We start from the raw sequence: 26,086 nt of genomic DNA, 5'->3' as shown, positions 1-26,086 counted from the left end.
GAACCGGACTTCCGGCCACGCCAATTTCCCACGTCGCGCCCCCGCACGTTAGCGTCTCTCCGCCGACTCTCGCCGACTCTCGCCGACTCCCGCCGACTCCCTCCTGGAGATCCGAGGACACCGCGGGCTTCTCCGGCACGCCTGCTCGTGCGAGTCGCGGCCCCCGCTAAATCACCGGCTCACAGGCTGGCTGGGTGGTCCGTTACGGTAATTTTGTCGGTGGATTTCGCGCCGGGCGCCGGTGGACCGGCTATTTCGCGCGCGATATCCCGCGCTCCAGATTTTCAAGGAGACGCCTGATGAACAATTCCGAACTCGTTGACGCCCTCGCCGCCCAGCTCGACCTCACCAAGACCGATGCCCGCAAATATGTCGACGCGGTCTTCTCGGTGATCACCGAGGCGGCGACCAAGGGTGACGAAGTCTCGCTCAACGGTTTCGGCAAGTTCAAGGTGAAGGCCTCGCCCGCGCGCACGGGCCGCAATCCGACCACCGGCGAACCGATCCAGATCGCCGCCTCGAAGAAGCTGACCTTCGCGGCGGCCAAGGCCGTGAAGGACAAGCTCAACGGCTGAGCCTCTTCCCCGTCGGAATTGTACAATTCCCAGAGGGCGGTCGTGATATTCTGAAGATGCGACCGGGGTATCTCGTCGCAAGACTGGATGCCTCATTGGGGCCTGCTCGTATCGACGCGCAGGCCCTCTTCTTTGGTCTGGCTCGGCCCCTCAGGAAATACCCGGGCCGCCGCGTTGCCGTCCGAACGTCCAGCTGATGCCGCTCTCCCGGACGAGACCGCTCACGACCTTGCCGGCTTGTGGCTCAAGCACTGGCCGCCATGGCACAAGGGTGAACTCGCGGCTCTGCTCGATCAGCTCAAAGCGTCCGCTCACCATGTCGACCCGCCGCCGGTAGACACCCTCGATCCGCTCGCCGGGCGTGCTTTCCGCAAAGCGTAGACCCAGCTCTCTCGAGAGTTGGCCGGCGACCCGCAGGAGCTCGCGTCGCCGGAGCCGTTCGATGAGGTCCGGCGCATGCCGCCATTCCTCCCCCTGACCGCTCGCCAGGCCCTGCTCAAGGAGCCAGGCGCGCCGGGCGCGCAAGGTCTGGCCCAGTTCGAGCCCGAACCCGCTGTCGCCTCGGGCCTGCTCGTCACGATCGACCAGTTGCCGATCGAGCCACGTCGCCGCGTCGGCTACGGCGAGCTCGCGGACTGGCACGGGCGAGAGAACCTCGACGACGACCGGCGTTTCTCGCGCTCGCGCGGCTTCGAACTCAGCCGCACGCGCCAGATGATCGTTGCCGACGCGCCAGGTTCCATCCGGATCTCGCTCAAGGCTCCCAAGGACGCGCCGCATCGCTTCGAGCCGGCGGACATGGGTCTCGGCAAAGGGTCGACTGACATCGGGATCGTGATCACGGTGCAGCTCGGCCGAGTAAAGCCCGTCGTTCGACCGTGCGACGTCAGCGATCGCGCGGTCCGCCGCGCGCGGCGACACATCCCTCGGCGAAATCGCGACCACGCCCTCCATGGGCAGATCACCGGTCGCCTCCGCCTTGCCGATGTCGACGTAATGACTGCGGCCATCGGCGCCGTCGACGATCAGGTAGTGGCGGTCCTGGTACTCGTCCGAGAGGCCCCGCTCGACGAGGCGGCCGACCAGCGGAGCCGACCTATCCGCGACTGGCTCGAAGATCACCCGCGACCGCGCCGGCGGCGGCTCCTCGCCGCGGGCCGTATAGGCACGCTGCATCGTGCGGATGATGTCGCCGCGCTCGCCCATCCGCCGCAATGTCGCGGTGAGGTCGGATGAGAGACGCCAGCCGCCTTCCTCAGGGGCCGCAAGGCCGAGGCGCTCGAGCTCGCGGAGACGCCCGATCTTCAGGGTCTGCTGGAAGGGATCCTGCGCTGTAGGCGTGATCAGGCCATTGTCGGCTTCGCGCACGAGCATGCGATCGATGCTCGTCAGGCGCTCTTGCCCGACCTCGGCGACCAGCCTTTCGCGGATCGCCACATCGCTGCGCGGTCCGAGATCGAGATCGACGAGCTCCGACGCACGCGCGCGCATGCCGTGCCGGATATAGTCCCGCGCTATGACGAGATCCTTCCCCGCCTCGTCCTTACCGCGGACGATCACGTGGACGTGCGGATGGGCCGTATCGAAGTGATCGGCGGCCACCCAATCGAGCTGTGTTCCAAGGTCCTCCTCCATGCGCGACATGAGGCGCCGCGTCAGGCCCTTGAGATCCTCGTATTCGCCGCCGTCCTCGGGCGAGACGATGAAGCGGAACTGGTGACGGTCTCCCGATGAGCGCTCGACGAAGGCCTGGCGGTCGGCCCGGTCGCTGCCGGCGTCGTAGAGCGTTTCCCGCTCTCCCGAGCGGCTCGTTCCGTCGCGCTCGATATAGCGCAGATGGGCCTTGGCCGCTCCCATGCCCTGTGCCCCCAGCCGCACGATCCGCGCCTTGACGATGACGCGCCGGCCGCGAAAGGCGGCGAGCCGGTCGCGGCCCGCGAACATCTGTCCCATGCCGACGCCGCGGCCGATCCTGTTGCCGGTAAAGCCTCGCGCGCCCTGTACCGCGCGGCCGCCCCGGGCGCGGTTGGCGGCAACCAGGATTGCATGAAGCGCTGGCCGGGCGAGGCGTCCTCGGCCGCGCGCATTCTGCCGGCCGAGCCGGGGCTCGAAATCGTCTTCGCTGGACATGGCAGTCTCGCGGGAACGGTCTAGGGCGGGCTAGCCTGCACCAGGTCGGCCCGCACGAAAATCGGTGCCGCCAAAAACCCAGGATTTCTGCGGCTTTGCCCAAGGGACGGCACCGTCCGACTCGGCGCGGCACTGTTTCGCCCTTCCGAAAAACGATGTGCAGACAAAAGCTTATGGCACGCAGACCGCAAGGACAGTGCCATTGCTTTATATCTTGCCCTCCGCCCGCTCCCGCTTTTCTGCCCCTGCTCTTCCCCGTCTCTCCGGGCAACATCCCCGGGAACGGCCGCCGGCGACGATGCAAAAGGGCTCCCGAGCAAAAACGCCCGGAAGCCCTGGCCTGCTGTTCAAGCATGTTGTTCTTGCTCGGAAAATTCCGCCTTGGCCAGTTCCAATTCCGCTGCGATCTGCGCGCGTTCGTCGGCATCGTCGCATGCCGAAAGTTCGGCGCGAAGCTCTTCGATCTGCTGTTCGATGGACATGACTTCCTCCTGATTGTCGTGACGACGGGAGGCGCGCCCGGCGCTGCTCGGCCCGGGTCAAGGACCGCGAAGCGGCCGCGTCAGCGGCGATTGGGGTAACGATTTTTTGCGGGCGGACAGCGCATCCGGGCGCACGCGAAGCCCGCGCCGCCCGCAAAAAATGGTGGGTCCCGATCGTCCTTGGGGCGGGCCGCGCGGCGCCGGATACTGGGCGGACCCGAGCAGAAAATCCCTTCTCCACCTCACCAGTTCTGGAGGGAATCGCCGCAAAACCGGGGTGTCGGATGCGCAAAAAAATGCCCCGCGCGGTGTCCCACGCGGGGCTTGCCGGATCAGTTGGCGGGGTTCCAGATCAGGGCGAAGGTGTCGTCGTCGTCCTGGCCGGCGGCGCGGCCGAGGTTGGCGAAGAGCGGGCGATTGCCGAGTTCGGGCGCCGAGATCGAGACCCGGATATAATCGTTGCCGCTGATCTCGCTGGTGCGGATCCAGCCACCGCCGAGTTCCACGCCGCTCGCGAACACGCGGTAGTCGGGCTGGTCGCCCATCTTGGAACGGTTCGGCACGAGCTGGATGTCAGCGCTCACCGAAAGCGTGCGAAGCATACCCTTAAAGCTGCCGTCGCTCTGGCGGGTGACGTGACCGATTGCAGGCATGATAGTTCTCCTTGGTTCAGATCATCCGGACCACTTCCGGGCGATGGCCGACCGAGGGGAACGGCGAGAGGACGGGCGGTGAACCGCAGGCCGCAGCGCAGCGGAGGACCGGAGCGGGCGGGCTGATTTGGACGCGAAGCGGGCGCGAGGAGCCGCCGTCAGGCGGCGGGGAAATCAGTCGGCACGCGATGGTTTCGGCCGCCTGGCCTGCCGTTCCAGGTCAGGGCCTGAGCCACGAAGGAGGTCCGGCTGGAACCGGGGAGCCATGCTGGCCTCGGACGCGGCAACGCCCGGGCGATCCCGAAAGGGGATAACCCGCACCGTTTCATATGCCCGATCCATCGCCTATAGCCGCCCGGCAATGGGGGATCAGAACACAACTCTGGAACGCGTCCGGCGGCTGGTCGAGCGCCTGGCACCGACACCGGTCTGCGACGAGTGCATCGCGGACCGGATCGATGACGCACACCTCGAAGAGGTCCGGCCCTGCACGCAGGAACTCACGGCCGAGCGCGGTTTCGTGCGTGACAACGATGCCTGCGGCCTATGCGGCGAACGCCATACGGTGATCCGCAAACACCGCTAAGGCCGTAACCCGTCAGGCCGCCGGCGCTTTCGCCGGCGTGCGGCCGCGGCGCGCAGGGCTGGAATTGGCTGCATCTGCGGCGGGTTTCGCCTTCGATCTGTTCGTTTTCTCCCCCGGCTTGCGGCCCAGGCCTACCTGCTTGGCGATGGCGCGGCGCTGCGCCGCATAGGTTTCGGCGACCATCGGATAGTCGGACTTGAGCTTGTAGCGCTCGCGGTATTCGGCCGGCGTAAGTCCATGGGTCGCCAGATGCCGCTTCAAGGTGCGATAGGGCTTGCCATCGATCAGCGAGATCAGGTGATCCTTCGACGCGAGCGAACGACGAACAGAAACCGCGCCGACAAAACCGGGCTTTGCTGCGGCGACTTCATCGCTGGCGGCCGGCCCCGAGGCGAGATCTTTGACAGCACCATGCATGGTCTGGAGAAAGGCCGGAACGTCCTCGGCAGCGGCGCGCGTGTTGGGATTGGAAAGCCAGGCGATGGTCAACTCGGTCGCGAATTCGAGAAATTCGGTCGAGGAATTCGAAGTGTCTTCAGCCATGATGCGCGCCTTTTCTGCTGCTGCTCCGATCTACCCCGACTAACGCAAAGGTCAACGCGGGACAGGATTGAGAGAATTCTTGCCGTGATCTGCGAAGACACCGCAGAAGCCGAATACCCTACGAAAAAAATGCGCCGCGAGGCCGAAGGCCGCGCGGCGCGCGAAAATATTGGCGATGAATAGAGCCCGGCGGCGACCTCGCGTTACCGCCGGATCAGGCGGCGAGCGGCGGCAACACCTCGGGGCTCGCGCCGTCAGTCGCCGGCTCTTGGCTGTGCGCAGTCTCGGCCTCGACCTCGGTCGCCGCCCGCACCTCGTCCCACTCGGCCCGCGCCGCGCTCGCCCGCTCGTGCGCCGCGACCGAGCCGACCCCGCCGCGCGCCGTATAGGCCGATGGCGGAAAGGCCATCCAGCGAGGCACCCAGCCCTCGACCATTTCGCGTCCCTCGGCGCCTTCGAGGTGCGCGCGGATGATGCCCTTCAAGGTCTTGCCCTTCTCCTTGGCGTTTGCCTCGGCAATGCGCGGCCCCGCGACGTCGGCGACCATGGCGACGAGCACCTCGCGGTCACGCAGGAGTTCGAAGAAAGCGTCGTCGGCCGCCCACCAGGTCGCCATGCCGACGTCGATCTCGGCGGCGAGAGCATCGACAACCGGGCTCCCAGCTTCGAGCGTCTCGCCCATGACGATGGCAAGCACGGCCATGACTTCCTCGTCTGCGAGCGCGGTGAGCCTGAGGAACAGTCCGACTAGCCCGTAGCCGTCCCCGTTACCGCCGGTTACGCGCGGCTCGTCCTCGGACAGGTGCATCAGGCGCAGGACCTTGAGCCGGGCTTGGTCGAAAATCGCCTCACCAAGCGTTTCCGCCACGCTCTGGCCGATGTCGTCATTGCGGGTCGCCTGCGGTTCGGGCCGCACGATCCAGAGCGACGAGCCAGCGATGGCGTGGGCGACCATCAGCCGCAGGGCCACACCGGGGTGATCGAGCAGAACGGCGCGGGTCGCGGCGTGACGATGGAGGTCGATATAGGTGCCGAGATTGGCGGTGACCTCGGCGCGGGCGGGCTTCACCTCGGGCTCGCTGCTCTCGCCTTTCGCGGCGATGCGCGCTTCCTTCGTGCTGACATAGCCCTCGTGGAAGGTGACCTCGCCGTCGTCACGAACGTCGATGTAGACGCGCCCGCCCTTGCGCTTGGGCGTCTTTTCGAACTGCCACGCGTGGAAGTATTCGCCGCGCGGGACGACGACCACTTCCCGCCAGCCCGCTTCGAGATACTCGGCGCGCCGCGCCTCGATCGCTTCTTCCTGCCGGGTCCAGAAGTCTTGCGCGTCGGCAAAATAGGCATCCTCGCCGAAAAGGTCGGCGACGAGCGTGACATCCGCCGCATCGAAAAGGGCATGGCGCGCGGGAATGGATTGCCCGCCGAGCAGCCAAGCCTTGAGGCCGTGGCCGGTCGGCGTCCTCTGCTCGGCGTCGTCGTGGATCGCCAGCCACTCGCGCTGGCGCGCCTTGCTCGCGAGCGTCAGGTGACGGACGGTCGTGCGGTCGATCTCCTCGCGCCGGTAGAGGTCGCGGATGCGCGGGAGCAGGTTGCCCAGCGCGAGCACACGTTTGACCATGAGTTCGGGCATGCCGAAGGTTTCGGCGATCTCGGCGGGGTCGCGGCCTTCCTTGACGAGACGCACGAAGGTTTCCCATTGGGTGACCTCATCGGGATCGCGGCGGGCGACGTTCTCGATCAGCGAGGCCTCGATAGCGGCGGCATCGTCACCGTCTTCGAGAACCGCGCAGGCGAGCGCGCCGTGGTCGAAGCCTTCGGCAGCGGCAAGGCCATGCGCGACCCAGCGCCGTGCCCCGGCGACGATGCCCCATGCCCCGTCCGCATTGGCGGGCTTGACGATCAGGGGCTGGATGACGCCGCGCCTGCGGACGGTGCCGATGATGTCCGACACGTCTGGAGCCTTGCGCCCGTGGCGCATATTGGTCTTGTCGATGAACAGCTTGCCGTGTTCGATAAATTGAAGTTTCATGACGGGTACCTCAACATGGGTGCCGGTCCGCCTATTGGCTTCGATCCCTTTCGGGCGGACCGGCTTAGGTTGGACGGCGAACGGCCGCCCACGTCATCCGTCTGCTGACGGAAGCTCGTCGGTTTCGGTGCCGGGTTCCGCGCCAATGTCGGCAGGCAGACCGCCATGGGGATCGCCCGGATTGCGCCTGAGCAGCGCCTCGGCCTGAATGATCGAGCCGAGGCGGCGCGCGGCCTTGGTCCAGACCGAGAGGGTGTGGGTGCTCACGAAGTGCTCGTCGCGCTCGATGCGAAGGCCGAAGGGCAGGCGCACGTCGGCGATTTCGGCGAGGCTGAAAGAGCCGAGTTCGGGACAGCCGAAGCCGAGGTCGGCGAGGCCGAAGAGCGTGTCGCCATCGGCATCGAGTTCCGTGGCGATCCACGTCGCCGCCGCCAAGGGGTTGAACAGCTTGAGCACGGGCACTGGATCGGGCTCGGCCTCCTCGCGGCGCTGGGCGGCGCGGTGCGCGGCGTCGTTGGTGCGCAGCGCGATGCGGAGTTCGGGGGTCAAGAGGATCATGCCGCCGCCCTCCCCTCGATTTCCATAACGCTGTCCGAGGCGCAGGCTTCGGCGTGGCGCGTCAGCAGCCAGTCGGCAGCCTTGCTGGCTTGGCTCGCGGCGCGGAAGATCGCGCGATTGTCCTCTTGGCAAACCTCGAGCCAAGCGCCGATGTAGTCGGCATGCCTGACGGTGGGCACGATGCCGAGCGAGGCGCAGAGGAAAGCCGAACCCATTTCGGCGACGAGTTCTTCGCGCGCATAGTCCTTCGAGCCGAAGGCGTTCTTGAGGCTGCGCCCGAGCCGCGAGGGATGCCCCGTGGCGTGGGTCAGCTCGTGGAAGCAGGTGCGGTAGTAATTGATCTGGTCGCGGAACGCGGGTTGCGGCGGCACCGCGACAAAGTCGGGCTCGGGCGCATAGTAGGCGCGGGCTCCCCCGACGCGAAAATCGATGCCCGAAGCCGCGATCAGGCTTTCGCCGATGGGCTCGACCTCACGGTCGGGCAAAGGCGCGGGTTCCGCGAAAAGGCCCTCGGGCAAGCCATCGATTTGTGCAGCATTGAACACAGTGAAGCGCTTGAGGAACGGCAGCGCCCGCGCCTCCCCGCCCTCCTGCGCCGCGCGGGTCTTCTCGGCCTCCGGCGTGAAACGATCGGCGTAGACGACGGTCGTTCCGTGCTCGCCCTTGCGCACCGCTCCACCCGCCGCGATGGCTTGGCGGAAGGTGAGCCAGCCTTGCGAGTGATAGCCCGCCTCGATGACCGCGCCCCAGAGGATCAGGACGTTGATCCCCGAATAGGGCCGCCCGCTCGCGGCATTGCGCGGCAGACCGGCGCAGGGTCCCGCCCCGAGCGTGTTGCTCCAAGGCTGAACCCAGGGCAGGCGCCCTGCTTCCAGCTGCGCGATGATCCGTCTTGTCACCTCGTCGTAGAGGTTCGCGCGCGGCTCGGCCTCACGGGCAGTGCGGCGGTTCGGGGTATGCGGCATGGCTTCCTCCAGCACCGCCCCAAAACCCACCAGGGCTTCCCCGCGGAGCGGGGTGGGCGGCGCCTGGCGACCTGACGGCGGGGCCAGGGAGGCGGGCCGCACCGAAAGGCCGGAACGCAGTGGAGGAGCCGGACAAAGTCCGGCTTGCGGCTCGCCGGGCCCCGCCCAGAAGGGCGCGCCGCCCACCTCGCGACGAGGGGAAGGCCCACAAGAAACGTCGCCGCGCCCACGAGGCGCGGCGTCCGCTTGTCGGGACCTATCCCGACCCAGCGCCAGTCGATCGTTACCGTCAGGCAGAGACGCTGACAGGCGGCTCAGCGGAGCTTGGCGAACGGCGAGTGTGCCCTAGCGTAGTAGAGCGCGGTCGCGCCCGCGGCGCGAGGCGCAAGTTCGACAGCAGTAAGACATAAGGTCAGCAATCGCATGTCATCACGCGCTGGCCGGCCAGGTGCTCTCATTGTTGTTCTGGCAATCGCTAAAGCGTATTTCGAAGAAGCGATTAGAGAGTGGTCGCGTCTGGAATCCATGATGAGCAGTGTGGCGACAATTGTGCTGGCAATGGTCAACGCTCCTTACGGAGCGGACCTTTGCGCGCATCAGCTCGCCACGATGCTCACCGATCCTGAAAGCGCGACCGGATTCAGCGCTTCGGTCTTCGCGTTCTTTTCCGAGATACCTCCGGCCCTGCAGATGGACTTCATCGAGGAGATGGAGCTCGACGCGGCCCAGGCCACGAAGGTCGCGAACCGGATAGCCGAAGTCTCGGGCTACGCCCTGCCGCTGGCGGCCTAAACCGCATGACCCAAAAAGCGGCCGAGTCGGTGACCTGAGCTGTTTAGAACGACCGCCGCGATATTCGACCAGGCTGAAACCGCCTCGAGGCTTACACCGCGCTGGAGCTTCGACGGCGGAACGGCGCCGCCCCTGCAGATCGATCACCGTCAGGCCGGGACGCACCGCGGCCCGGCTAAGCCAGGCGTCTCTGGCGCCGGACCTAGTAGAGCGCAAGGCAGCGAGCCGCTTCTTCAGGTTCACCGCCTTGGTCGATCCATCGATCCAATTGGCATGATACGATCGATGCATAGATCATTTTATTGATCTTTTAGGGTAAGCCACTTAACTACGATCGATACATCGCCCAGATCAGTGCGATATGCCCGATGGATCGATCAATGCCTGCTACCAATAAGAGAACCTATGCGCGCTATACCCAGGCCGCCGTCACACTCGTGGGGCAGCTGATCCAGGCCGAGCGCAAGCAACGGCGCATGCCGCTGCAGGAGCTCGCCGAGCGCGTCGGCGCATCGCGCGGCACCTTGCAACGTCTCGAGGGCGGTGACCCCAAAGTGGAACTCGGGATCGCTTTCGAAGCCTGCACGATCCTGGGCATACCGCTATTTCAGGAGGACCTGGTCGGCGTGAAGAACAGGGTCGAGGTCATGAGGCAACGCCTGGCACTCCTGCCCAAGTACGCAAGACCGCTCCAGACGGAGGCCGACGATGACTTCTGACCCCGCGGCGCAGGCCCCAAATACAGCGCCGCGCACCGCCTTCGTCTGGACCTGGCTCCCGGGCAGCAGTGAACCGGTCGTCGCCGGACGTCTCGATCGCGTCGGTGAAGAGATCCGCTTCCAGTACGGCCGCACATACCGTGCCCGCGCGGACGCGATCGCGCTCTACCTGCCTGAACTGCCCCTGGGCGCCGCACCGATCGCCCCTCCTCCCGGCCTCGCCATGGCGGGGGCCATTCGCGATGGCTCGCCCGACGCCTGGGGCCGGCGTGTGATCCTCAACCGGACCTTCGGAGGCCGCGGCCAGGATCTCGACGAGGCAAGGCTCGACGAGCTGACCTTCCTCTTGGAATCGGGTTCCGATCGCATCGGCGCGCTCGATTTCCAGCAGGCCGCCGATCGCTACGAGCCGCGTGGCGGCGGGCTGGCCTCGCTCGAGGAATTGATCGAATCGGCCGAGCGCGTCGAGCGCAACATCCCGCTCTCGCCCGAGCTCGACCAGGCCCTGCAACACGGGACCGCGATCGGGGGCGCCAGGCCCAAGGCACTCATCGTCGATGGCGAGACCAAGCACATCGCCAAGTTCTCGAGCAGCACCGACATCTACAGCGTGGTCAAGGGCGAGTTCCTGGCCATGCGCCTCGCCGCGCTCGCGGGGCTCGCAGTCGCGCCCGTCCGGCTGGTCGAAGCCGCGGGGAAAGACGTGCTGCTCGTCGAACGGTTCGACCGCACGCATACGGCGGGCCGGTGGCACCGCAAGGCATTGGTCTCAGCGCTCACGGTCCTCGAACTCGACGAGATGCAGGCGCGCTACGCAAGCTACGAGGATCTCGCGGAAAAAATCCGCCTGCGCTTCGAGGAGGTGCCGGCAACGCTACGCGAGCTCTTTGGCCGGATGACGTACAACGTGCTCGTCGGCAACCTCGATGACCATGCCCGCAACCACGCCGCATTCTGGGACGGGAACCGGCTGGCGCTGACGCCCGCTTATGACATCTGCCCGCAGCCGCGGACTGGCGAGGAGGCGAGCCAGGCCATGCTGATCCGCGGCCAGGACCGGATGAGCCAGATCCGCACCTGCCTTGCCGCCGCTGCGCAGTTCCATCTGGACGAGGCGACCGCGATCGCCACGGTCGCGAAACAGGTCGAGATCATCGGCGAGAACTGGCGCGAGCTCTGCACGCAGGCCCGGCTCGGCGAAGTCGACCGCAAACTGTTCTGGGGCCGACAGTTCCTCAATCGCTTTGCCTTCTATGGCCTCGAAGGCGCGGCGGCCCCACTCGCGGCGCGCGCCGCCTATTGGCGCGAGCACAACGCCTGAGAACGCTTCCCGGCCATCTTCTCGCTCCCTGAAGCCCGACGGAGCCACGCGCCGTGACGACACCGGCAGCTCAGTCGGCCTCGAACAGCGGAAGATCGGACATCACCGGCGATGTCGCTCTCTCGAAATTGGAGACTGTGACGCCAACGAGGCGTATGCCTTTTGGCGTCGGCAGCACCGACCGGATCAAGGCCAGGCTCGCCGCCCGAAGAGCATCGCGCGAGGAGACCAGGGTCGGCTGGGTTCTGCTGCGCGTGATATTCTGGAAATCGCCGTACTTCACCTTCACGGTCACGGTGCGCCCGAACTCCCCCGCCCTTTCGCACCAGGACCAGACGTCGTCGGCCTGGCGTAGCACGCCAGCCTCGATCTCCCTGGCATCGACAAGATCGCGATCGAAGGTGGTTTCCGAGCCCGAGGACTTGCGCTCACGGTCGGGGTTCACCGGCCTCTCATCAATCCCGCGCGCGATCCCGTAATACCAGTCGGCCGAAGATCCGAAATGCTGCTGCAGGAAGTCGAGCGAGCGCGCGCGCAGGTCCGCGCCCGTCTCGATGCCGAGCGAGGCCATCTTGCGCGCGGTCACGGGCCCGACGCCGTGGAACCGCGACACCGGCAAGGTCTCGACCCAGGCGGCGCCCATGTCGGGGGTGACGGCGAACTGGCCGTTCGGCTTGCGCTGGTCGGAAGCGAGCTTGGCGAGGAACTTGTTGTAGGAAATGCCGGCCGAGGCGGTGAGCCCGGTCTCCGCGAATATCCGCGCGCGGATTTCCTTGGCAGTCTTCCAGGCGGTCTCGATGCCGCGGCGATTGGCGGTGATGTCGAGATAGGCCTCGTCGAGCGACAATGGCTGGATGAGATCGGTATAGTCGGCAAAGATCGCGTGGATCTGCCCCGAGACCGCCTTGTAGACATCGAAGCGCGGCGGCACGAAAATCAGTTCGGGGCATTTGCGCAGCGCCGTGATCGAAGGGAGCGCCGAACGCACGCCAAACTGCCGCGCCTCGTAGCTCGCCGCCGCGACTACGCCGCGCGCCGCGGCGTACCCTACCGCCACGGGCCGACCCCGCAGCGAGGCATCGTCGCGCTGTTCGACCGACGCGAAGAAGGCGTCCATGTCGACGTGGATGATCTTTCGGTCGACCGGGTACGCCATCGACCGATCCTACCGTAATTCGAACATAATGGGAACAGATTCAGCAGCGTCATTTGCGCGCACGGGTTCGATCGCCACTCAGGCCCCCGCCTCACGCGTGCGGCATGGCCTTGCGCAAGGCATCGTTCATGCGGCTCTGCCAACCCGGTCCGGAAGCGCGCCAGGCCTCGAGAACCTCGCGGTCGAGCCGCAGCGTCTGGCTGACCTTGGCCGGCTTCTTGCCCGGCCCGTGCGTGCGAAAGGTCTTCGCCAGTTCGGGGACGGCTTCCGCGAAGGGGCGCGCCGCGCCGATCTGCTCGGCTGTCAGCTCCGGATTGTCCAAACCGCGTCCATGTCCGCCTCGGCGTAATTCCGCGACGTCATTGCAGCAGGCTCCTTTGCTTCCTGCTCGCCGACCGGGCGGAGAAGATCGAGAGACCTTCAGAGCCCAGCGCCGGCAAATTTCACGACACGCCTTGATGAAGATTGACGTATTTCGTTACTACATTTTGCTTCTGCCTGACCAGACCGCCCGCTGCACGCATCGAGCCCGCCTGTGCGCGAACGCGATCAGCCCCTTGAAGACAGCCGATGGTGCCGGCGACGGCACTGCAGTCTTACAGACCTGCAGATTGCCCGTCGTGATTATAATCCAAATATAATTGGAGACTCGGACGGTCGCCGATTATTATTTTTCCCGTACAAACTGAATCGAGGAGCCCCGTCTACTTACCTTTGCAAAAGTCGAAAGTGTCGCATCCATCGCTTGCCAGTACGGTGTAGGGACCGCCCGGCTGGACTTGACTTGAAAGGCGGCAGACGGGTTGCCGGCACGAGACCGTTCGCCCGTTTGCCGGATCATCGTCATGGAAATGCTCAAGATGGCGCTTGCCTGGGCGGATCGGCTTGCCGAGGCCCGCTCGACCGAGGTGCTGCGCGATATCATGGCCGAAGCCGGCGAATGGCTCGGCGCGCGTTACTTCGCCCTGTCCCAGCACGCCGATTTCTCAAGGCGACCGCGGGCGCTGCGCCTCCACAACTACCCCGATGGCTGGGAGACCTACTACGACGCGAGGTCGCTCGGCCTGTGCGATCCGATCCACCGCGCGAGCCAGCGGCGCGGCCGCGGCTTTCATTGGCGCGAAGTACCGCAGATCATCCGTCTCGATCGCGCCGACCGGCACATGTTGCTGCTCGGACGGCAGATCGGGCTCGGCGAAGGCCTGACCGTACCGTTCCACATACCGGGCGAGGCGCGCGGCTCGTGCAGCTTCGTCGCGGAGATCGGCAACGATCTCGCCTATGGCGCCCTGATCTGGGCCGAAGCGATCGGGGCCGCGGCCTTCGAGCGCCTGCGTCTCCTACACCGGGATCCAGACCGGGATCGCCTGCCGCGTCTCAGCCCCCGGCAACTGCAATGCGCGGCGCTCGCGGCCCGCGGCTATACGAACCCGCAGATCGCGCGATATCTCGGGATCAGTGTGCAGACCGTGATGGATCACCTGCGCGAGGCCTTCAAACGCCTCGAGGTCGAGTCCCGGATGGAGCTCGCCATGGTTCTTCTCGAAGCGGGAGACCTCTGCTTCGACGACGTCCCGCCGCGCTGCGCCGCCTGAAGCACGATCAACTCGAACCGACAAACAGGACGGATCGAGCAAATCCCCCTCGGCCACGGGGTGCAAGCGGCAACGCCGATCTGATGACCTTCCTCGATCAGCAACCACCTGAAGGGGAAGGCAATGATCCGCACGATCGACCGCATGAGCGAGGCCGAGGGGGCCGTGCTACGCTCCATGTTCGAGGCGAGGAAGCGGGTCTTCGTGGACCTGCTCAAATGGGATGTGCCTGTTCTGGCCGGGACCTGGGAGATCGATCATTTCGACGATATCGACGCGACCTATCTCATTCTCACCGACGGCGAGAGCGGCCACGTGGCCTCGACGCGCCTGCTCAAGACCAATCGTCCCCATCTGCTCGACAGTCTCTTTCCGGAGCTCGTCGATGGCCCGATACCCGCTGGCCCAACTGTCCGGGAGATCACCCGCTTCTGCCTAGACCGATCGCTGCGCGCGGCCGAACGGCGCCAGGCACGCGACTGGCTGGTGAGCGCGCTGGCGGTGCACGCCCTCGAACGCGGCATCACGCATTACACCGGCGTCGCCGAGCTTCCCTGGTTCGAGCAGATCCGCGACTTCGGCTGGAACTGCCTGCCGCTCGGTACGCCGATGCGCGTCGATGGCCGCGTGCTGGCAGCGCTCGTCATCGCAATCGACGAAGAAACGCCCGAGCTTCTTGCAAGCCGCGGGATCTGGCGCACGGGAATGGCCGTGCCAGCCCCGATTGCGAGCGAGATCGATCGGGAGCACCGCGCGTGACGCCGCGCGCTCCGGCCCCGGTCGCCCCGGCTGCCGCCGCTGCGACGCCCCCGGTGCCCGCCGAGGTCATGACCGAGCTGCGCTCCCAGGGCTTCTCGATCCTGCGTAACGCCATTCCCGCCGACATCCTCGCGCATGTCGATGCAGACCTAGACGACCATTTCGCGGGCACGCCGTTCGGCCAAGGCGACTTCTACGGAAGGTCGACCAAGCGCTTCGGGCGGCTCCTCGTGCGCTCGCCCGCCACGAGGCTTCTCGCCGCCGATCCGGCGATCACGGCCATCGCCCGGGAAGTCCTCGCGCCGCGGTGCGATACGATCCAGCTCAACGTGGCCCAGGGAATCGAAGTCCACCCCGGCGAGATCGCGCAGGTGCCGCACCGCGACGAGGATATGTGGCACGGCCCCAAGGGGCAGTTCGAATATCTGGTCAACGTCATGTGGCCGCTGACACCGTTCACGCCCGAGAATGGCGCCACACGCCTCTGGCCCGGCAGCCATGGCGGCCAAGGCGCGAGCGCTCCGCCCGACGAAACCGGGGAGGCGGCGGCCTGCGAGCCGGGCGACGCCATCGTCTTTCTGGGATCGACGCTCCACGGCGCCGGCGCCAATCGCACGGATCTGCCAAGGCGCAGCCTCGTGATGGGATACTCGCTGGGCTGGCTCAAGCCCTACGAGAACCTGTGGCTCGCCTATCCGCCCGAGATCGCGCGCGACTTCGGCACCGAGCTCCGATCGCTCGTCGGCTATCGTCAACACCGCCCCAATCTCGGGAACCTGGACGGGCTGTGCCCTTCGCTCCTGCTCGACGATCGCATGCCTCAATACCCCGCCGCGATCGACGCCCTGACACCGAAACAGGAAGCCATGGTGCGAGCCCATGCCGAGCGCGAGCGGGCGCTCGAAGCGGCGCGCGAACCGTGAGCATGACAAGTGGGTACGCGCCTGAGACGAGAAGCTGCGCATGAGCCCGGGCCGTACCACTCAGCTCGCCTACCATCTGCTCAAGGAGCAGATCGTCTGCGGCGAATGGCAGCCAGGCGCCAGGCTCGACCCCGCGCAGATCGCGCGAAGGCTCGGCATGAGCGCGACACCGGTGCGCGACGCGCTTCACCAGATGCTCGGCGAGCGTCTGATCGAAGCCTGGCCGCGCGAGGGGTTCAAGATCCCCATTCCGAGCGAGGGAGCCTTGCGCGAACTCTATGGCCTGAACGCGGATCTCGTCGCCACCGTGCTTCGGAACCTGCGTCCGAGGATCCCGACGAGGCCCCCACCGACCGACCTCGGGCAGGAGCCTCGCGCGCTATTCGACGAGATCGCCGCCGCGACCAATGCGGAATACGGCGCCCTCCTTCACCAGACGAGCGATCGACTCCACCGGGCCCGGCTCGTTGAACGATACCTGTTCGCCGATCACGACAAGGAGCATGCGGCGCTGGTCGCGGCCTGGTCGAGCAGTGCTGTGGCTGACCTAACCAAGCTGATGGCACGCTATCACCGGCGCCGGCAGAAGGAGGTGGCCGCAATCGTCGCGGCCCTGCTGAAGCCCAGCACGCCAATTTGATAGTCGGAATATATTATTGTTATAAATCAATAACTACGTTCTTACAGAGAACGAGCCATCTATCATTCGAACTGCCGCAGAGTCGCGGCAAACTCGAAAGGAAAGATGTGATGGAACGTGAACACGACACCGCCGACCTGATCGAGCTCGGCACCGCCAGCGTCGAGACCCAGGGCCCCATCGGCGTGTTCTACGACGAGCAGATCGCCTCGCTTCAGCAGGGTCTGACCGACGACTGACCGCCCGGGGGCGCGCGGAGCCTGTGCCCCGCGCGCCCTTTGCCTCCCAACCCAGCAAAAGGAGGTCTGACATGGACCGCCAGGAAGAGCCCGACGTCATCGAGCTCGGTATCGCATCGCGCGAAACCCTCGGGCCGATCGGCTTCATCGCCGAGGAAGTTCTCGGGATGGTCGTCGCGGGTCTCGAAGACGATTAGCGCCCCCGCGGGCGGGCCTGCCCCGCCCGCGTCGCCACAAAGGCACGTCCGCCATGTCTCAAACTTCGACATTGTCCTTCTGCGAAGTCCAGGATCGTTTCGTGTTCCTCGACGTCGCGGCCGACCGCTATTTCTGCCTCGGCCGGGAGACCGAGGCGGCCTGGCGGGCCGCGCTCGCCGGCACTCCGGATCCGGACCAGGTCGCCTTGCTCGAGCGACGGCGCCTCACGGTATCGCCGCCCTGCCCCGGTGCGATCGCAACGGCTAGCCAGCTCGACCAGGCCGCCACCCGGTCCGCCGATGTCCGGCGCATGGCGGCGCTTGCCAGCGGCATATGGACGGCCCGACGTTGCCTACGCCGCGATGGCCTCGCCGGCGGGCTCGAGGCGTTACGTCACGCCCGTCGCCGCGCTGCGCGCCGCGCGCCGCCGACCGGCGAACTTTCCCAAATAGCGCGGGATTTCGCGCGGCTCGCGCTGTTCATCACGCCGCACAACCAGTGCCTGCCCCACTCGTTGGCATTGGCGACCCACCTCGCGGCGCGCGGCCACCGCCCGGAACTAGTCGTCGGGGTGCGCATGGGTCCCTTCCGAGCGCATTGCTGGGTCGAGTGCGATGGCAGCCTCGTCAACGACCGGTACGAGCGGGTGCGCAGCTATGCCCCGATCCACCGCGCATGAGACACCCCCGCTACATCGCCGTCATTGGAGAGACCGACGCTTACGGCCTGAGACGCCCGATCCAGGATCGAGCGCTCGCCGTCGCCGGGCTCGAAAGTACCTTCACGGCGCCCGGCCTCGCACTCTTTGCCCAAGGCGGTCGCCGCGCGTGGCTCGCGCACGATGCGGGTATGGTCCTCGGACGCACACACCGACGATCGGGCGCAATGTCGGCCGCAACCTCGTTCTCGCCGGACGAAACGGGCACAATTCTCGCCACCCGCGGCCGGGATCTCATCGAGAACTTCTGGGGCGACTTCCTCGGCTTCCTCGCCGCTGATGGATCGGTGACGGTAATCCGCCCGCCCTTCAGCGACCTGCCCTGCCTTCACGTCGAGCGGGGCGGGCTCCACGTGCTCGCGTCCGACCTCGCCCTCCTCGAGACCTGCCTGCAGACGCGCCCTGCTCCCGACTGGGATGCCATCGCCTCGCACCTTATGACATCGGGACTGCGCCAGGAGCGCACCTGCGTCGAGGGCGTCAGCGAACTGCTGGGCGGCACCCGCCTGACACTCACGAACCGCACGGTATCGATCGATCCCTGCTGGTCTCCCTGGCATGCCGCCGGAAAGCGCGACCGGCGATGTCCAGAGGAACTCGCCGACCATCTCTGGCAGACGGCTCGAACGAGCGTCGCCGCACAGATCGAGGATCTCGATCATGTTGTCGTCATGCTGTCGGGAGGGCTCGATTCCTCCTATTTGGCCGCGCTCGTCGCGGCGACGGGCACGCGCATGACCTGCGTCAACATCGGTTCCAACGATCCGGCCGGCGACGAGAGCCATTTTGCGACGGCCGTCGCGGCCGCTTTGGAAGTTCCCTACCGGGAAATCGAACGCGACCTCGCCAAGGTCGACGTCACGATTTCGCTCTACAAGGGCCAACCGCGACCGCTCGCGCGATCCTTCGCCCAGGCTAGCCGCGCTGCACGACAAGGCATCGCCGCGCGCCTGGGCGCGCAAGGCATTCTCGACGGCGGCGGCGGCGACAACCTGTTCTGCGCGATGCAGTCGGTCGTCCCTGTCGCCGATCGATTGCGACGGGAAGGGTTCGGCACTGGGGCGCTCAAGACCGCCGCGGAGATCGCTGAGCTCACCGAGGCCAGCCTGTTCACGGTCCTGGGCCGGGCCTTTCGCCGCGCCTGGCTGCGATCGCCTGATTACCGCTGGCCGATCGACACGATGTTCGTGACGACCGAGGCCGCCGAGCGCGCTGGCCCGCCCCGCCATCGCTGGCTCGAGACGCCGCGCGGCGCGCTGCCGGGATCGGCCGGACATATCGGCTTCATGATCGCGGTCGAGAACCTGCTCGAATCCTTCGACGGCGACATAGCCGAATGGTCGCCGCTGATCGCTCTGCCCATCGTCGAATGCGCGCTCGCCATCCCCACCTGGCGCTGGTTCGAGCGCGGCAACAACCGGGCGATCGCGCGCCGCGCGCTGGCAAGGCACGTGCCCGCCCATGTCGCATGGCGCCGAGGCAAGGGATCGCCCGATAGCTTCGTGGCCAAGGTCTTCGAGACCAATCGCGCCGTGTTGCGCGACCTGCTGCTGGGCGGAGCCCTGGCCGCCGAAGGTTTGCTCGACAAGACCGCGGCCGAGCGCGTCCTCGCCGGCATTGGCCCGGTTCGAAGGCACGAGCACGGCCAGTTGCTCAAGGTCGCCGATGTCGAGGCGTGGGTCCGAACGCTATGAGCTTCGCGCCGACCCACGCCTCTCCTCCGCACCCGGGCTAGTCCATATCCGGGCGCGCGGGATTTGCTGCCGCGTGATCCGCACCGGCGTCGCGCAACCGTCGAAGCGCGTCCCACCGCTCGTACTGCGCGGCTTTAGCCGGGTCGGCATCGCGCTTGCCGGCGAGCCAATAGTCGAACCAGTCGAGGCTGCGGACGTAGGTAGCGAGACGGTGCACGGGCTGCCACCTGTTGTGATATTCGTCGGGATAGACGTACATTTCGACGGGCTTGCCCGCCTGCTTGAGCGCCGCCCATGTCTCGAGACCGAGCAGATATTCGCGGTCGGCGAGCTGCATCAGGATCGGAGCGGCGATCCTGTCCGCATTGCGCGAGACCGACATGGGCTGCCAGAAGTCGGCGTCGCCCGGGCCGAGTGGCGGAAAGCCGTCGAGCAGCAGCTGCCGGGCCCGCGCCGGACCGCTCTGGACCATGACCGTGTTGGGCTCTGTGCAACAGCTGCTGATCGCCGCGGCCGCGAAAGTCCGCGAATTGACCAGGGCAAAGGCGCTCGTCGTCGCACCGTCGCTGAGGCCCGTAATGCCGATCCGCCGAGGATCGGCCACGCCCAGCTCTATCGCCTGAGCCACCAGTCCCTCGACCGCTCCGAGCAGCGAGCGACGGTCCACCCAACCTTCGACATTGGGACGATTGACTGATTCCCCACTGGCCGGCGTTCCTACCGCCCGATCACGCCTGTGTGTCCCGGCCGCGGCCGGACGTTCGAAGCTCAAGACGGCAAAACCGCGCGCGGCGAAGGCATGGACAGGATAATCGTCTCCCGTGCCGCCGCGTAAGAAACCTCGGCTGTTGTACTGCACCACGACCAGCGGCAGCCGCCCACCCGCGTAACCCGGCGGCAGCGCGAGATCGCCCCAGGCCTCGATGCCGAATTGATTGCGGAACTTGAGCCGCTTCACTTCGCCCAGCGCGATGCCCGCGAATTCGGGATTGGGATCGTAAACCGGACTACGCGCCCCGCTAGCCGCGTCGATCGACACGATCCGCCGCGGCGTCGTCGCGGTCTCTACGAGGCAAAGGATACGCCGCTGTGCCGGGACGCAGCCGTGAACGGCATCGGTCGTGGCCATCACGCGCCGCGGCTGTCCGCGATCGGGTCGCCAAGCGTAGAGCACGGTCGTTTCCCAGGCCCAGCCTTCCCGTCGCAGGTAAAAAAGCTGGTCGCCGAGCCACAGCAGCGAGCGGATCGAGCCTGTGCAGTGCTCGGCCAGGCAAACAGGCGATGCGCCAGTTCCAGCGGGCGTGCCAAAAATCGAGATCCGCATCGGACCGCCCGGCTTGTCATCGCTCACAAGCCGCGCCGAGAGACCTTCCGCGGAGACAATGACGGGGGACCACACCCGTGTCGGATCGAGAACCGGTGGCACGCGCAAAACGTCGTCGGCGCCGGCATCGCCGAGTGCTTGGCTCGCGATGTCGATCGTCCGAAAGACAAGCGGTTCGCCCACGGCCAGTAGCGGCCGAGCGGATTCGTTCGGCGAGACCCGCGCGTCGTAGAGATAGCCAGTCAGGCCCTCGCGATCGAGGCCCCGCGCCTGCGCGGCAAGGCCGGGCCGCGATGCGAGCACGAGCCGGGCGCCATCGGCGCTCCAGGCGAGCGCTTCGACGTCGACCTCCAACCGCGCTATCCGGCGCGCTCCGCTACCGTCCGCCGAGGCGATCCATGCTTCGGTCCGACCATCGATCCGCTTGCGAAAGGCGAGGCTCTGTCCGTCAGGCGACCACATCGGCGTGACGACCTCGGGCGCTCCGGTTGCGATCAGCGATCCGCGCGTCGGATTCATCATGGTCATGAACTCGCCGCCGCTGTCGATGACATGCGGCTCTGCTCCTTGGACGAGATCGAGGACGACGAGCGCGCGGCAGTGGCGATTGGCCGCGGCATCGCCTTGCGTGATGACGAAAGCGAGCCGCTTGCCGTCGGGCGAGACGGCGAGCGGACTGTCGCCGATGGCATAGGAGACGTCGGTAGCGCCGATGTCGCGAAGGCCCACGAGGTCTTCCGGGGTCACGCGGCGCTTCTGCCCCACCGTCATCGGCGCCGCGATTTCAGGCAGCAGCCGCTCGCAGGCAGCGAGGGCCGGCGCCGAGCACGATAGCGCCCCCCAGGACATCAGCGGAAGAGCGAGCGATAGCCGCCGCGCCAGCACCGCGCTCACCACGTTTTCGCCAGGGTGAGGCTGACGAAGCGCCCGGTCGGAGAATAGTTCGTGGAATCGTATGGGGAATCGTAGAACAGCGTCGTGCGGATCGGGGCCGGTTTCTGGTTGAAGGCATTCTCGACCGCGAGCAGCAGATCGAAACCGCGCGCGGCGCCGCCCGGCTTCAATCGGACCGCAAAATCGAATGTCGTCATGCCGCGCACGCCCCGTTCGGGCACGAAGCGCGTGTCGCGCACGCCGTCGATATGGTTGGCCGCCGCCGAGAGATTGACCGGTCCTTTCGCCCAGGCGGCGGTCAGCCTCCCGCGGAAGTTTGGTGGGTTGAAGATCGTGCCCGCCAGGTCGGTCAGGGATTGGCCAGGACCGCGCTGCTGCTCGCTGTCGAGCAGGCTCGCATTGGCCGAGAGCGATAGCGCCCCGCCGGCGAGCTCGCCCGCGTAGCTCGCGAGCATGTCCACGCCCTCGATCGTCTGGCCCGCGGCATTGGCGTAGGCATTGTTGACGATGGCCGCGATATTGGCCGGGATGATGCCGCCGACCGTGTTGGTGAGCACGTCAACCGAAGCGAGGGCCGCGGCGACCTGCGCCGGGCTCGGCGCGCGCAGGACGAGGTCGGCGAAGTCCGGGTTGCTCAGCGCCTGGACCGTTCGCAGGATCGGCGTGACGATGCGGTCCTTGTACTTGGTGCGGAAGACGCCGGCCTCTAGCCGCAAGCCGCGGGCGGGTTCGAGCACCGCGGTCACCGACCAGGACTCGGCCCGCTCGGGCTTCAACTGCGAATTGCCGCCATTCAAGAACAGCACGGTTGCGCCCGGCGCAAATCCGGTTCCTCCGAAGCTTGCCGGGGTCGATACGAGGCCGCCCGTGACCGAGTTCAGCTGCAGCAGCGTCGGCGCGCGGAACGACTTGCCCCAGGAGCCCTTGAGCGTGAAGCCATCGACCGGCGCGTAGATGAGGCCGATCTTGGGCGTCGTCACGTTGTCGATCCCCGGATAGCGCTCGTGCCTGAGCGCCGCGCTCAGGTTGAGCCGGGCGATCCCGCCGACGCCCATGTCCGGCGAGACGAAGGGCAGGTTGATCTCGCCGTAGGCGTAGCGGCTGTCCTGCTTGCCCAGCACGTTGCGATTGGGCGTGAGCGGTGCGCTTCGTCGCAGGACATTCTTGCGCCATCCGGCCCCGATCGCCAGCTGAGCATCCCCGCCCGGCAGGGCGAACAGCGGACCATCACCGCCGATCTCAGCCGCGTAACCGGTATTGCAGTAGCAGGCGTCGCCGCCGTCGATGAAGGTGGCCCCGAGCACCTGGTCGGTGCCGAACACGGTGCGGTCCTTGCCGTACATCGCGCTCGCCTGGAGGCGCCAACCGCCGCCAAGCTCCGCCTTCAGCGACGGTGCCAGCACGAAGGACCGCGAAGCGGTATTGGCCTCCGCGCGGCTGACGGAAAGATCGCCGGCCGGATTGAGCGGAAATTCGGTCTGCGTGGAGCGCCGGCCATGGAGCGCGTCGAGCGCCAGGGTGACGCCCGGCGCGAGGTCCTGATACCCGGTGACGACCACGCTATGACGTTTGATCAGCGGGAAGAAGGTCACGCCGGGCACGACGGCGCCGTAGTCGCGCTGGCGCGACAGGATGCGCGTGTTGCGCGCGAATTCGTAGGCGACGAGGAGACCCCCGTCCTTCCAGGCCTTGCCCCCGACCAGATCGTACTGCTGCTGGAAGTTGCCGCCGTCGGTCGAGGCGCCGAGCCGGGCGCTCGTGCGAACCCCGTCGAAATCGCGCTTGAGGACGATATTGGCGACGCCCGCCACCGCGTCCGAACCATAGAGCGCCGAGGCGCCGTCGGCGACGATCTCGATCCGATCGACGGCATCCAGGGGAATGGCCGAGATATCGACCGACTGGAATGCCGCCGAATAGGGCAGCCGGCGACCGTTGAGCAGGGTCAGGGTGGCATCACTGCCGAGGCCGCGCAGGTTGATCGACGAACTGCCACCGATGTTCGAACCGTTGGCCTCGGGGACGTTGTTGCCGATGCCGGGGTTCTGCCCGCCTCCGAAATTCTGCGGCACGGCGCGCAGGATATCGGCAACCGAGGCCTGCCCCGCATTGCGCGCCGCTTCGGCATCGAGACGCACGAGCGTCGAGGCGATCGGTGCGCCGCGGATGCGCGTGCCGGTCACGACAATCTCGCTATCGGCATAGGCCCCATACGGACCATCGCCATTGTCGCCGCGGACCGCGCGCTTGATCACGTAGTTGTCGCCCGCCCGCTCGACGACGAGGCCGCTGCCCTCGAGCAGGTGCCGGATCGCGTCGATCGGCTCGTATCGGCCGTTGATCGCTGGCGCACGCCGGCCCTCGACCAGTTCGCTCGGCGCGATGATCGAGACGCCGGCCCGCTGCGCCGCCACCGAAAGCGCCACGCTCAGCGGTTGCGAAGGCATGTCGTAGGCCTGAACCGGCGCCTCGGCACAGGCCGGGCTCGCGGCCAGTAGCGCGGCGGCGCTCAGCAGAATGTGCGCGCGGGTGCGCGACGAATAGCGTGACATCGTAAGTCCCTCCTGTTCTTGCCGCTCGCTGAGCGAGTGGCTGTGAAGGGAAGGACGAGGTCAGGCGCCGGGCACCCTACGATTTAATTTCAGGCCTCAACGAAGCGGCCAGTCCCGCCCGACCGAGTCCGAAAACAAGACTGTCAGAGCGCCCCGGCTCAGGGCATTGCGCGCGGCGCCAGCGGCTTGATCGGTTCGGGCGTCGGCCCCACCTGCACTCTTGCCGCTGGCGGCAGCGACGCTTCGCCGAAACGTGACAGGACGATCCGCCCCGATGCCTGCTCGCTCACCCTGAGATCGAGCGCGGCGGCAAGTCCGGCGGCAAGTGACCGGGCGTCGGACAAGTTGAAACCGCCGGTGACGCGCAGATTGCCGAGCGAGGGATCGGCAAGAACTATGGCGGAAGAGGAAGACCGATTGGCGCGCGCGACCAGGTCGGCAAGTGGCATGCTCTGGGCGGTGAATATTCCGCTCGTCCAGTTTGCCGCCTTAACCGCGGATATCCGCGGCGCCGCATCCTTCCCGACGAATAGCGCGGTCTGCCCTGGGACCAGACGTCCCACGTAACGGCCCTCGACTCCGTCGCCGCGCCGCTCGAGATCGACGGCGCCTGCGATGAGGGCGACCTCGGTCCGATCGCCCGCCATACGCACGTCGAACATCGTGCCGCGCGCGATCACCGCATGTGACGCGGCGACGACGACGAAGGGCCGGGCCTGGCCGTGCGCGACGTCGAAACGCGCGCGACCCGCCAGCAGCTCCACCCTGCGCTCGTCGCGGCCGAAGCCGGTGCGGATCTCGCTTGCGGCGTCGAGTGTCACTTTGGAGCCATCGGGAAGCGAGACGAGGCGCAGGCCCGATCGATCGTTCTCGAAAGTCTCTCCGGGTCTTTCCGATCCGGGACGCCCGATACCATGGACGAACAGCGCGATGGTAACCGCGGCCGCGAGACTAGCCGCGATCAATCCCGGACGCAGCCGCTGTGGCCGGCGCCTGCCCTTACCCGCTTCTCCGCGCGCGGAGATGGCCCAGATGGCCTCGATCTCGCGGTAGGCGGCCGCGTTCAGGGGATCGGCCCGCCAGACATCGAAGTCCTCGCGCGATGCCTCGGCGTCGGCGCCTCGCATGCGCGAGAACCAGTCGCTCGCCTCGCCGAAGCGGTCGCGGTCTAGATCGCCATTCATGGACGGCTGCCGTTCATGGTTTTCCTCCGCTGGCCCTGTGCAGCGCGCGCAAGGCGAGCGAGATGTGCTTCTCGACCGTCTTGACGCTTATCCCCATCCGGGCCGCGATCTGAGCATAGGTCAGATCGTCGAAACGATGCGCCAGAAAAATCTCGCGAGTACGGTCGGGAAGGCGATGGATCGCCTGGTCGACGCGGCGCAAGATGTCGCGGGCCTCGAGCATGACCTGGAAATCGGCCGCAGCCGGATAGTCGCACTGCTCCTCGATCGCGACGAAAGTCGCCCGCCCCTCTGCCCGCCTAGACTGGTCCATGGCCAGATTGTCGGCCACGCGCGCCAGATGGGCATAGGGCCGCTCTACCGCATCGCGGCGCGCGCGGCCGATCCGCAGCAGGCGCAGGAAGGCCGACTGGACGAGGTCCGCGGCACGGTCGGGGTTCGCGCTGCGCGACAGCCGCCGCCTCAACCTCGATGCCTCGGCTTCGTAGAGCGCCGCGAGATCCTCGTCGGCATTCTCGCCAGCTTCTGCGAGAGCGCGGCGGTAGCGCCAGATCTTCAGACGCACGAGAGAGCTCGGGCCGCGCGCCAGCGCGCGATGCTCGTCGCCATGGGCCTCTCCTGGCAAGGCGCCGGTCTAGCCGGTAATCGGGACCGTCGCGCGAAGCCAGCATCGGCGCCTTTAGCATGGAATCATGCCTGTACATGCGCGCCAATCACCCGGGGCCTTGGAGCTTCCAAACCGCCTGGCGAGACTGTCTGACCTGTGCGAGGATCTCGCGCCTCGGCGCTTCGAATGAGCGCAATCGAAGATTCTAGAGTCCGGCCCGCCTATTGCAAGCCTCACACCGCGCCGGCAC

The 26,086-nt window shown here is 66.8% G+C and carries 26 protein-coding genes; 13 read left to right on the top strand and 13 right to left on the bottom strand.

The window, feature by feature from the left end; genetic code table 11:
• Positions 1 to 299 precede the first annotated feature (299 nt).
• Positions 300 to 575, top strand: coding sequence for an HU family DNA-binding protein (locus OLX23_RS17465; RefSeq protein WP_264446317.1), 276 nt, complete (start codon positions 300 to 302; stop codon positions 573 to 575).
• A 150-nt stretch (positions 576 to 725) separates the two neighbouring features.
• Here OLX23_RS17465 and rlxS read toward each other — a convergent pair whose 3' ends face one another.
• The 3 genes from rlxS to OLX23_RS17450 form a co-directional block, all read right to left on the bottom strand.
• Positions 726 to 2,705: a relaxase/mobilization nuclease RlxS gene (gene rlxS / locus OLX23_RS17460; protein ID WP_264446316.1), complete on the bottom strand. Its 1,980-nt coding sequence runs from the start codon at positions 2,703 to 2,705 to the stop codon at positions 726 to 728.
• A gap of 347 nt (positions 2,706 to 3,052) precedes the next feature.
• Positions 3,053 to 3,187: a hypothetical protein gene (locus OLX23_RS17455; RefSeq protein WP_264446315.1), complete on the bottom strand. Its 135-nt coding sequence runs from the start codon at positions 3,185 to 3,187 to the stop codon at positions 3,053 to 3,055.
• A 332-nt stretch (positions 3,188 to 3,519) separates the two neighbouring features.
• The gene (locus OLX23_RS17450; RefSeq protein WP_264446314.1) at positions 3,520 to 3,840 is read right to left on the bottom strand and encodes a DUF736 domain-containing protein; all 321 of its coding nucleotides are present in this window, start codon (positions 3,838 to 3,840) and stop codon (positions 3,520 to 3,522) included.
• A gap of 265 nt (positions 3,841 to 4,105) precedes the next feature.
• Between OLX23_RS17450 and OLX23_RS17445 the strand changes: the two genes are divergently transcribed.
• A complete protein-coding gene (locus tag OLX23_RS17445; protein WP_264446313.1) occupies positions 4,106 to 4,426 on the top strand; it encodes a hypothetical protein in 321 nt (106 codons plus the stop codon).
• Positions 4,427 to 4,438: 12 nt separating this feature from the next.
• Here OLX23_RS17445 and OLX23_RS17440 read toward each other — a convergent pair whose 3' ends face one another.
• The 4 genes from OLX23_RS17440 to OLX23_RS17425 form a co-directional block, all read right to left on the bottom strand.
• The gene (locus OLX23_RS17440; protein ID WP_264446312.1) at positions 4,439 to 4,969 is read right to left on the bottom strand and encodes a MucR family transcriptional regulator; all 531 of its coding nucleotides are present in this window, start codon (positions 4,967 to 4,969) and stop codon (positions 4,439 to 4,441) included.
• Positions 4,970 to 5,183: 214 nt separating this feature from the next.
• Positions 5,184 to 6,998 (bottom strand): ParB/RepB/Spo0J family partition protein, encoded by a 1,815-nt coding sequence (locus OLX23_RS17435; RefSeq protein WP_264446311.1) that lies wholly within the window; start codon positions 6,996 to 6,998, stop codon positions 5,184 to 5,186.
• Positions 6,999 to 7,091: 93 nt separating this feature from the next.
• A complete protein-coding gene (locus tag OLX23_RS17430; protein WP_264446310.1) occupies positions 7,092 to 7,556 on the bottom strand; it encodes a DUF2958 domain-containing protein in 465 nt (154 codons plus the stop codon).
• Positions 7,553 to 8,521 (bottom strand): ArdC family protein, encoded by a 969-nt coding sequence (locus tag OLX23_RS17425; RefSeq protein ID WP_264446309.1) that lies wholly within the window; start codon positions 8,519 to 8,521, stop codon positions 7,553 to 7,555. The genes OLX23_RS17430 and OLX23_RS17425 overlap by 4 nt, the downstream gene beginning before the upstream one ends.
• Positions 8,522 to 8,944: 423 nt before the next feature.
• On the opposite strand from OLX23_RS17425, the gene OLX23_RS17420 reads away from it, so the two are divergent.
• The 3 genes from OLX23_RS17420 (at position 8,945) to OLX23_RS17410 (ending at position 11,353) form a co-directional block, all read left to right on the top strand.
• On the top strand, positions 8,945 to 9,313 hold the full coding sequence (locus OLX23_RS17420; RefSeq protein WP_264446308.1) for a hypothetical protein: 369 nt from the start codon (positions 8,945 to 8,947) through the stop codon (positions 9,311 to 9,313).
• Between the two features lie 380 nt (positions 9,314 to 9,693).
• A complete protein-coding gene (locus OLX23_RS17415; RefSeq protein WP_264446307.1) occupies positions 9,694 to 10,032 on the top strand; it encodes a helix-turn-helix domain-containing protein in 339 nt (112 codons plus the stop codon).
• Positions 10,022 to 11,353, top strand: a complete 1,332-nt coding sequence (locus OLX23_RS17410) for a type II toxin-antitoxin system HipA family toxin (protein WP_264446306.1) — start codon at positions 10,022 to 10,024, stop codon at positions 11,351 to 11,353. The genes OLX23_RS17415 and OLX23_RS17410 overlap by 11 nt, the downstream gene beginning before the upstream one ends.
• 70 nt (positions 11,354 to 11,423) lie before the next feature.
• Here OLX23_RS17410 and dinB read toward each other — a convergent pair whose 3' ends face one another.
• Together dinB and OLX23_RS17400 are read right to left on the bottom strand one after the other, a co-directional pair.
• The gene (gene dinB / locus OLX23_RS17405; protein WP_264446305.1) at positions 11,424 to 12,509 is read right to left on the bottom strand and encodes a DNA polymerase IV; all 1,086 of its coding nucleotides are present in this window, start codon (positions 12,507 to 12,509) and stop codon (positions 11,424 to 11,426) included.
• 91 nt (positions 12,510 to 12,600) lie between these two features.
• A complete protein-coding gene (locus tag OLX23_RS17400) occupies positions 12,601 to 12,831 on the bottom strand; it encodes a BrnA antitoxin family protein (protein ID WP_264446304.1) in 231 nt (76 codons plus the stop codon).
• Positions 12,832 to 13,354: 523 nt separating this feature from the next.
• On the opposite strand from OLX23_RS17400, the gene OLX23_RS17395 reads away from it, so the two are divergent.
• The 8 genes from OLX23_RS17395 to OLX23_RS17360 all read left to right on the top strand — a co-directional run bounded on the left by OLX23_RS17395 (position 13,355) and on the right by OLX23_RS17360 (position 19,275).
• On the top strand, positions 13,355 to 14,104 hold the full coding sequence (locus OLX23_RS17395; protein WP_264446303.1) for a LuxR family transcriptional regulator: 750 nt from the start codon (positions 13,355 to 13,357) through the stop codon (positions 14,102 to 14,104).
• 123 nt (positions 14,105 to 14,227) lie between these two features.
• Positions 14,228 to 14,863 (top strand): acyl-homoserine-lactone synthase, encoded by a 636-nt coding sequence (locus OLX23_RS17390; RefSeq protein ID WP_264446302.1) that lies wholly within the window; start codon positions 14,228 to 14,230, stop codon positions 14,861 to 14,863.
• Entirely contained in the window at positions 14,860 to 15,786 is a 927-nt protein-coding gene (locus tag OLX23_RS17385) for a phytanoyl-CoA dioxygenase family protein (RefSeq protein WP_264446301.1), read from the top strand. The genes OLX23_RS17390 and OLX23_RS17385 overlap by 4 nt, the downstream gene beginning before the upstream one ends.
• Before the next feature lie 40 nt (positions 15,787 to 15,826).
• A complete protein-coding gene (locus OLX23_RS17380; protein WP_264446300.1) occupies positions 15,827 to 16,426 on the top strand; it encodes a GntR family transcriptional regulator in 600 nt (199 codons plus the stop codon).
• 110 nt (positions 16,427 to 16,536) lie between these two features.
• On the top strand, positions 16,537 to 16,665 hold the full coding sequence (locus OLX23_RS17375; protein WP_264446299.1) for a benenodin family lasso peptide: 129 nt from the start codon (positions 16,537 to 16,539) through the stop codon (positions 16,663 to 16,665).
• Positions 16,666 to 16,736: 71 nt separating this feature from the next.
• The gene (locus OLX23_RS17370; protein WP_264446298.1) at positions 16,737 to 16,862 is read left to right on the top strand and encodes a benenodin family lasso peptide; all 126 of its coding nucleotides are present in this window, start codon (positions 16,737 to 16,739) and stop codon (positions 16,860 to 16,862) included.
• A 101-nt stretch (positions 16,863 to 16,963) separates the two neighbouring features.
• Positions 16,964 to 17,542, top strand: coding sequence for a lasso peptide biosynthesis B2 protein (locus tag OLX23_RS17365; RefSeq protein WP_264446297.1), 579 nt, complete (start codon positions 16,964 to 16,966; stop codon positions 17,540 to 17,542).
• Between the two features lie 206 nt (positions 17,543 to 17,748).
• Positions 17,749 to 19,275 (top strand): asparagine synthetase B family protein, encoded by a 1,527-nt coding sequence (locus OLX23_RS17360; RefSeq protein ID WP_264446296.1) that lies wholly within the window; start codon positions 17,749 to 17,751, stop codon positions 19,273 to 19,275.
• 37 nt (positions 19,276 to 19,312) lie between these two features.
• Here OLX23_RS17360 and OLX23_RS17355 read toward each other — a convergent pair whose 3' ends face one another.
• From OLX23_RS17355 to OLX23_RS17340, 4 genes are all read right to left on the bottom strand, one after another.
• The gene (locus OLX23_RS17355; protein ID WP_264446295.1) at positions 19,313 to 21,493 is read right to left on the bottom strand and encodes an Atxe2 family lasso peptide isopeptidase; all 2,181 of its coding nucleotides are present in this window, start codon (positions 21,491 to 21,493) and stop codon (positions 19,313 to 19,315) included.
• Positions 21,490 to 24,045 (bottom strand): TonB-dependent receptor, encoded by a 2,556-nt coding sequence (locus tag OLX23_RS17350; RefSeq protein WP_264446294.1) that lies wholly within the window; start codon positions 24,043 to 24,045, stop codon positions 21,490 to 21,492. Before OLX23_RS17350 ends, OLX23_RS17355 begins: the two co-directional genes overlap by 4 nt.
• A 158-nt stretch (positions 24,046 to 24,203) precedes the next feature.
• Positions 24,204 to 25,229, bottom strand: a complete 1,026-nt coding sequence (locus OLX23_RS17345) for a FecR family protein (protein WP_264446293.1) — start codon at positions 25,227 to 25,229, stop codon at positions 24,204 to 24,206.
• Positions 25,230 to 25,242: 13 nt separating this feature from the next.
• Positions 25,243 to 25,794, bottom strand: coding sequence for a sigma-70 family RNA polymerase sigma factor (locus OLX23_RS17340; RefSeq protein WP_264446292.1), 552 nt, complete (start codon positions 25,792 to 25,794; stop codon positions 25,243 to 25,245).
• Between the last annotated feature and the right edge of the window lie 292 nt (positions 25,795 to 26,086).

This window comes from Novosphingobium sp. JCM 18896, from assembly GCF_025938095.1.
Classification (GTDB): Bacteria; Pseudomonadota; Alphaproteobacteria; order Sphingomonadales; family Sphingomonadaceae; genus Novosphingobium.
The sequence above is the reverse complement of the archived record's forward strand: the minus strand, read 5'-3'. Positions and strand labels throughout refer to the sequence as shown.

Excerpts from the sequence above, each read along its gene's own strand:
- OLX23_RS17445 (WP_264446313.1), top strand. The coding sequence starts at position 4,106 with ATGCTGGCCTCGGACGCGGCAACGCCCGGGCGATCCCGAAAGGGGATA.
- OLX23_RS17345 (WP_264446293.1), bottom strand. The coding sequence starts at position 25,229 with ATGAATGGCGATCTAGACCGCGACCGCTTCGGCGAGGCGAGCGACTGG.
- OLX23_RS17380 (WP_264446300.1), top strand. The coding sequence starts at position 15,827 with ATGAGCCCGGGCCGTACCACTCAGCTCGCCTACCATCTGCTCAAGGAG.
- OLX23_RS17360 (WP_264446296.1), top strand. The coding sequence starts at position 17,749 with ATGTCGGCCGCAACCTCGTTCTCGCCGGACGAAACGGGCACAATTCTC.
- OLX23_RS17395 (WP_264446303.1), top strand. The coding sequence starts at position 13,355 with ATGGAAATGCTCAAGATGGCGCTTGCCTGGGCGGATCGGCTTGCCGAG.
- OLX23_RS17425 (WP_264446309.1), bottom strand. The coding sequence starts at position 8,521 with ATGCCGCATACCCCGAACCGCCGCACTGCCCGTGAGGCCGAGCCGCGC.
- OLX23_RS17390 (WP_264446302.1), top strand. The coding sequence starts at position 14,228 with ATGATCCGCACGATCGACCGCATGAGCGAGGCCGAGGGGGCCGTGCTA.
- OLX23_RS17375 (WP_264446299.1), top strand. The coding sequence starts at position 16,537 with ATGGAACGTGAACACGACACCGCCGACCTGATCGAGCTCGGCACCGCC.
- OLX23_RS17430 (WP_264446310.1), bottom strand. The coding sequence starts at position 7,556 with ATGATCCTCTTGACCCCCGAACTCCGCATCGCGCTGCGCACCAACGAC.
- OLX23_RS17455 (WP_264446315.1), bottom strand. The coding sequence starts at position 3,187 with ATGTCCATCGAACAGCAGATCGAAGAGCTTCGCGCCGAACTTTCGGCA.
- OLX23_RS17410 (WP_264446306.1), top strand. The coding sequence starts at position 10,022 with ATGACTTCTGACCCCGCGGCGCAGGCCCCAAATACAGCGCCGCGCACC.
- OLX23_RS17435 (WP_264446311.1), bottom strand. The coding sequence starts at position 6,998 with ATGAAACTTCAATTTATCGAACACGGCAAGCTGTTCATCGACAAGACC.
- OLX23_RS17350 (WP_264446294.1), bottom strand. The coding sequence starts at position 24,045 with ATGTCACGCTATTCGTCGCGCACCCGCGCGCACATTCTGCTGAGCGCC.
- dinB (WP_264446305.1), bottom strand. The coding sequence starts at position 12,509 with ATGGCGTACCCGGTCGACCGAAAGATCATCCACGTCGACATGGACGCC.
- rlxS (WP_264446316.1), bottom strand. The coding sequence starts at position 2,705 with ATGTCCAGCGAAGACGATTTCGAGCCCCGGCTCGGCCGGCAGAATGCG.
- OLX23_RS17420 (WP_264446308.1), top strand. The coding sequence starts at position 8,945 with ATGTCATCACGCGCTGGCCGGCCAGGTGCTCTCATTGTTGTTCTGGCA.
- OLX23_RS17465 (WP_264446317.1), top strand. The coding sequence starts at position 300 with ATGAACAATTCCGAACTCGTTGACGCCCTCGCCGCCCAGCTCGACCTC.
- OLX23_RS17415 (WP_264446307.1), top strand. The coding sequence starts at position 9,694 with ATGCCTGCTACCAATAAGAGAACCTATGCGCGCTATACCCAGGCCGCC.
- OLX23_RS17370 (WP_264446298.1), top strand. The coding sequence starts at position 16,737 with ATGGACCGCCAGGAAGAGCCCGACGTCATCGAGCTCGGTATCGCATCG.
- OLX23_RS17440 (WP_264446312.1), bottom strand. The coding sequence starts at position 4,969 with ATGGCTGAAGACACTTCGAATTCCTCGACCGAATTTCTCGAATTCGCG.
- OLX23_RS17450 (WP_264446314.1), bottom strand. The coding sequence starts at position 3,840 with ATGCCTGCAATCGGTCACGTCACCCGCCAGAGCGACGGCAGCTTTAAG.